This window comes from Pseudoalteromonas sp. SIMBA_162, from assembly GCF_046535955.1.
Lineage (GTDB): Bacteria > Pseudomonadota > Gammaproteobacteria > Enterobacterales > Alteromonadaceae > Pseudoalteromonas > Pseudoalteromonas marina.
Genome location: NZ_JAWJBQ010000314.1, coordinates 1 through 277, shown reverse-complemented (window position 1 = coordinate 277; position 277 = coordinate 1). Strand labels below are relative to the sequence as shown.

1 protein-coding gene is annotated in these 277 nt (G+C 60.3%); it reads right to left on the bottom strand.

The window, feature by feature from the left end; translation table 11 throughout:
- The coding region (locus R0J88_RS19840; RefSeq protein ID WP_410900853.1) for a sigma 54-interacting transcriptional regulator at positions 1-277 on the bottom strand (277 nt) is incomplete at both ends.

Sequence of the window (277 nt, the reverse complement as noted above, 5' to 3'; positions counted from 1 at the left end):
CATCACATTGAGGCGGTAGTACAGGTCGAGGCGGAACTCGCCGCTTTTAGAGAGGGAGCGTAGGTCTCGGTGCGTTGCTGCGATTAGGCGCACGTTCACATGGCGGGTTTCTACCGAGCCAATCTTACGGATCTCGCCTTCTTGCAGCACGCGTAGCAGTCGCGCCTGGGCATCCAGCGGTAGCTCACCAATCTCATCCAGAAAGAGCGTGCCGCCGTCGGCAGCTTCAACTAACCCGGTGCGCGAGGCGCTTGCGCCGGTAAACGCGCCTTTTTCG